The sequence below is a fragment of the Alkalicoccobacillus porphyridii genome (genome assembly GCF_007293315.1).
GTDB classification, from domain to species: Bacteria; Bacillota; Bacilli; order Bacillales; family Bacillaceae_D; genus Alkalicoccobacillus; species Alkalicoccobacillus porphyridii.
In genome coordinates this window covers 1-4481 of record NZ_VLXZ01000026.1, presented here as the reverse complement: position 1 = coordinate 4481, position 4481 = coordinate 1, and the positions used below count along the sequence as shown (strand labels likewise).

Here is a 4481-nt window from a genome sequence, read left to right as displayed (position 1 = left end):
GTCCGGTACAATACCGAACTCAAACCAGCCAAACAACTGCATAACAAAAACTCTAACTTTTAGGGGTCACTACCAAAGGATTATGTGATGCGCGAAAAAGCGAAGTACGTGCGCGGAAGCCAGTGAGCGCAGCCAATCCACTAAGCTCCATCGGGACAGCACGTGGCATACCGACATTGAAGTGCCACTCTACCACTTCAAGGGTTGAGTCCGTACCCGTGGAGATTCCTGTAGCGATGCAGACGAGCTAAGTTTACATGACTTTTTCAGTGGCCTCCTTTTCATCTCGCAGGTGTCGGCCAACCATTTTCGTCGCTTGAGTAGTGTCAGGCAACAAGTTTATGAGGATTGCACACGAGTGGCTGATGACGTGCCCGCGGAAAGCGGAATGTATTTCCGAAGCGGAGCCCACCTCTTACTTCCTAACATAGAAGCCCCAAACGATGATATGTTAAATCAACGTTTGGGGCGTTATGAGATGAATCACATATGTTCCAGGCTCAAACAAAAATTATTTTAAGTTGCTTGTTTATAAACCGAGAATCGCTTTTCAAAATAATTTTGAGGAATGGTGAGTATGGTACATAGACCCCAGTAGATAAAAGCTAATAATACATACATCGTAAAGTAATCGTACTCTCTACCACCAACAATTTTAGCCATTTGCATCAGCTCTGGTACTGTAATCATTGCGGCTAGTGAAGAGGCTTTAACCAAATCAAGAAATACATTAAACAGGGGGGGCGTTGCAACCAGAGAACCCTGAGGAATGATGATGCGTGATAACGTCTGCCAATAAGTAAAACCTAAGGTTCGGCTTGCTTCCCATTGTCCTCTGTCAATAGAAGCAATTGCAGATCGATTAATTTCAGCTGTATATCCTGCAACATTTAATGTAAAACCAATTAAAGCGGCCGTCACCGCATTAAATTGGATACCAATGGCCGGAAGCCCTTGATATAGTAGAAACAACATGACAAGTATAGGTACGCCTCTTATAAAAGAGATGTATAATCGTGCGGGTAGGCTCAGAAATAAAGAAGAGGAGCTCCTGGCTAGTCCGATAAATAATCCGAGCACAAGACCGATGCCCATACTGACAAATGCAATGAGTAACGTATAGCCTAATCCTTGCAGAACATAAGGAACAGATCGAATGGCTAAGTCAAGATCAAACATTTCCTAGTTTATTCCTGGATCTCTACATCGGGTTCGCTTGAAACATCTGCTCCGCCAAAGAATTGTTGTGAGAGATCGGTAATGGTCCCATCTTCAAGCATTTCTTCAATGGTTGCATTGATGTGTTCAGCTAATTCCGTTTCATCCTTTTTCATTAAAATGGCCTGACTATTAGGGAAGTATGCCAAAGTTGGATGAACGGTTACATCTATATCTGGAAGTGCCTCAACGGCAAGACTTTGCAGATAGTAATCATTAAGTACAACATCAAGACGTCCATTTTCTACATCTCGTAAATAGGTGTCATTAGTTACGTTGTCATAAATAACTTCTTCAGCGCCATGATCAATGCCAATTTGCATATATACCGTTGTAGCGGCTCCGCCAGCTTTTTTGCCTTCTAAGTCATCTAGTGTTTCAATTCCAGATAAATCGTCTGTACGAACAATCGCCGATCCGTAAGAATGCTTGTAAGGCTCTGAGAAAGTAAATTTCTCTTGGCGCTCTTCCGTAATATCTATGTCATTAGCAGCAATATCCACTCGTCCGTTATTCACAGCTGTTAGGATATTGTCAATTCCCATTTCACTGAATTCTATCTCTAACTCGAGACGATTCGCTATTTCTCGCAAGACTTCAACTTCAAATCCTGTTAATTCGTCACTATCCTCAGCGTGATATGAAGTTGGGTAGAGTGTGCCAGAGGTAGCAGCCACAATCTTTCCTTCTTCTTGAATTTGATCCCAAACAGATGCTGATGTGCCATCCCCATCTTCTGATGAACTACCGCAAGCTGTAAGCACTCCTGTTAGAAGCACGGCTGCAGTTACTTGAGTATAGAATCTACTCTTATTTCCCTTAAAAAATCCTCGCATGTATTGTTCCTCCGTATAAGTAGTCAGAGAAAGTTCTCCTTAGTGATTATGGCACGAATGAGACCGTTTATCAATTATTGAATACTGCCACTTGTCGAAATTTGGAGTATGGAAGTTCTTGATTAAGTATGTTTAATCTTTATACTAAGAGACAAAGAGTTTGTTCAATCAACAAACAAACATATTATGGAAAAATATTTACTGCTTTTTATGAAAGCGCTATCTTTTGTGGCGAAAACATTTAAGGAGGTAACAAAAAATGATTCAAAATCCTGTTTTAAAAGGCTTTAATCCTGATCCAAGTATTTGTCGTGTCGGTGAAGATTATTATATGGCAGTATCAACGTTTGAATGGTTTCCTGGAGTACAAATCCATCACTCAAAGGATTTAAAAAACTGGCGTCTAGTCAGTAGACCCCTAAATAGGGTGAGCCAGTTAAATATGATGGGTAATCCTGATTCAGGAGGTGTTTGGGCTCCATGCCTTAGTTACGAAGATGGACAGTTTTGGCTAATCTACTCAGATGTGAAAGTAGTAGAGGGAAACACATGGAAGGATGGTCATAATTATCTTGTCACAGCTAAGGAGATTGATGGTGAATGGAGTGAGCCCATTTATTTAAATAGCTCTGGTTTTGATCCTTCTCTTTTTCACGATCCAAGTGGTAAAAAATATTTGCTGAATATGTTGTGGGATCAGCGTACCTATAACCATCGTTTCTATGGCATTGTGATGCAGGAATACGATGTAAATGAAAAGCGATTAGTTGGAGAATCTAACGTTATTTTTAAAGGGACAGATCTTGGCTTAACCGAGGCGCCTCACCTTTATTATATTAATGATATGTATTACTTATTAACAGCTGAAGGTGGCACGAAGTATGAGCATGCGGCAACCATTGCACGCTCCTCATCCATTCATGGTCCATATGAAGTTCATCCAGAGAACCCTATTTTAAGTACATGGAGTAGCCCGCGTAATCCATTACAGAAGGCTGGACACGGTTCAATTGTAGAGACTCCTGAAGGGGAGTGGTACATCGCTCATCTCATGGCAAGACCCCTTAAAAGACAAGGAAGCAGATTGCTTGAAAATCGTGGGTACTGTCCTTTAGGCAGAGAAACCTCCATCCAAAAGCTAGAATGGAGAGATCAATGGCCATATGTTGTAAATGGACCCGCGCCATCTGTAGAAGTAGAAGCACCAAATGTAGCAGAACAAACGTGGGAGCAAGACTATCCAATTGTAGATGACTTTACTACAGATACATTAAACCATCACTTCCAAACCTTAAGAATTCCATTTAATGAGGAGCTTGGTAGTTTAACAGCTAACCCTAGTCATTTGAGGCTGTATGGGAGAGAGTCACTACATTCCAAACACACGCAGTCTCTCGTCGCAAGAAGATGGCAAAGCTTTTACTTTGATGCGGAGACAAAGGTGGAGTTTAACCCAACTAGTTTTCAACAAGCTGCAGGTCTTATCTGTTATTACGATACACAGAATTGGGTGTCTGCTCAAATTACGTGGTCAGAGGAAAAGGGACGTATTCTTGACCTTGTCCAATGTGATCATTTTCATGTTTCGCAACCAATTGCTTCCTCTGAGATAGTAGTACCCAATGATGTTACCTATGTGTATCTAAAGGTGGAAGTGCGCTACGACACCTTCACTTTCTTGTATTCATTTGATGGCGAGGACTATCAAGAGCTTCCAGTTCAGTTTGAAAGCTATAAATTATCCGATGATTATATAAACCAAGGTGGTTTTTTCACGGGTGCATTTGTTGGTATGCATTGTATAGACACCTCTGGTAGGAGAACGCATGCGGATTTTGATTCATTTACCTATCATGAGCTAACAAGCGATCAAGAGGTATAGAGTATAAATTGGAGGATTAGTTATGATTAAAGGAATTGGTCACACTGCATACACAGTGGAGAATATGGATCAATCGTTACGTTTTTACTGTGAAGTGCTTGGATTTGAAAAGTTATTTGAACTAAAAAATGAAAAGGATGAGCCTTGGATCATCTATTTAAAGGTTTGCGATGGGCAATTCATTGAATTATTTTATGGTGGAAGCAAACAAATAGAAACGAATCACTCGACGATTGGATACGCACATTTATGCTTAGAGGTAGATGATATTCACGAAATTGCCAATCATCTAAAGGAACACGGTTTAACTTTAGATGTTGAGCCTAAACAAGGGTTAGATCTTAATCATCAATGCTGGGTAAGAGATCCGGATGGAAACCGAATTGAGTTCATGCAAATGCATCCAGATGCACCACAGAATAAATAAATGTAACTGTTTAAAGAGGAGGCTGTGACAAAAGAATTATTACTAATCTAAAAGCTGAAGAATGTTGGAGTCTCTCCATTCATTTTTCGGCTTTTTTATTGTACATAGAGGATTGGAG

At 40.5% G+C, this 4481-nt stretch carries 4 protein-coding genes; 2 read left to right on the top strand and 2 right to left on the bottom strand.

What is annotated here, in order from left to right:
- Positions 1-516: 516 nt before the first annotated feature.
- Together FN960_RS20580 and FN960_RS20575 are read right to left on the bottom strand one after the other, a co-directional pair.
- Entirely contained in the window at positions 517-1179 is a 663-nt protein-coding gene (locus tag FN960_RS20580; RefSeq protein WP_143850748.1) for an amino acid ABC transporter permease, read from the bottom strand.
- 8 nt (positions 1180-1187) lie between these two features.
- Positions 1188-2054 (bottom strand): transporter substrate-binding domain-containing protein, encoded by an 867-nt coding sequence (locus FN960_RS20575; RefSeq protein WP_143850747.1) that lies wholly within the window; start codon positions 2052-2054, stop codon positions 1188-1190.
- 259 nt (positions 2055-2313) lie between these two features.
- Between FN960_RS20575 and FN960_RS20570 the strand changes: the two genes are divergently transcribed.
- A complete protein-coding gene (locus tag FN960_RS20570) occupies positions 2314-3936 on the top strand; it encodes a glycoside hydrolase family 43 protein (RefSeq protein ID WP_143850746.1) in 1623 nt (540 codons plus the stop codon).
- A 22-nt stretch (positions 3937-3958) separates the two neighbouring features.
- Complete coding sequence (locus FN960_RS20565) at positions 3959-4363, top strand: VOC family protein (RefSeq protein WP_143850745.1); 405 nt, start codon at positions 3959-3961, stop codon at positions 4361-4363.
- Positions 4364-4481: the final 118 nt, after the last annotated feature.

Excerpts from the sequence above, each read along its gene's own strand:
- FN960_RS20580 (WP_143850748.1), bottom strand. The coding sequence starts at position 1,179 with ATGTTTGATCTTGACTTAGCCATTCGATCTGTTCCTTATGTTCTGCAA.
- FN960_RS20570 (WP_143850746.1), top strand. The coding sequence starts at position 2,314 with ATGATTCAAAATCCTGTTTTAAAAGGCTTTAATCCTGATCCAAGTATT.
- FN960_RS20565 (WP_143850745.1), top strand. The coding sequence starts at position 3,959 with ATGATTAAAGGAATTGGTCACACTGCATACACAGTGGAGAATATGGAT.
- FN960_RS20575 (WP_143850747.1), bottom strand. The coding sequence starts at position 2,054 with ATGCGAGGATTTTTTAAGGGAAATAAGAGTAGATTCTATACTCAAGTA.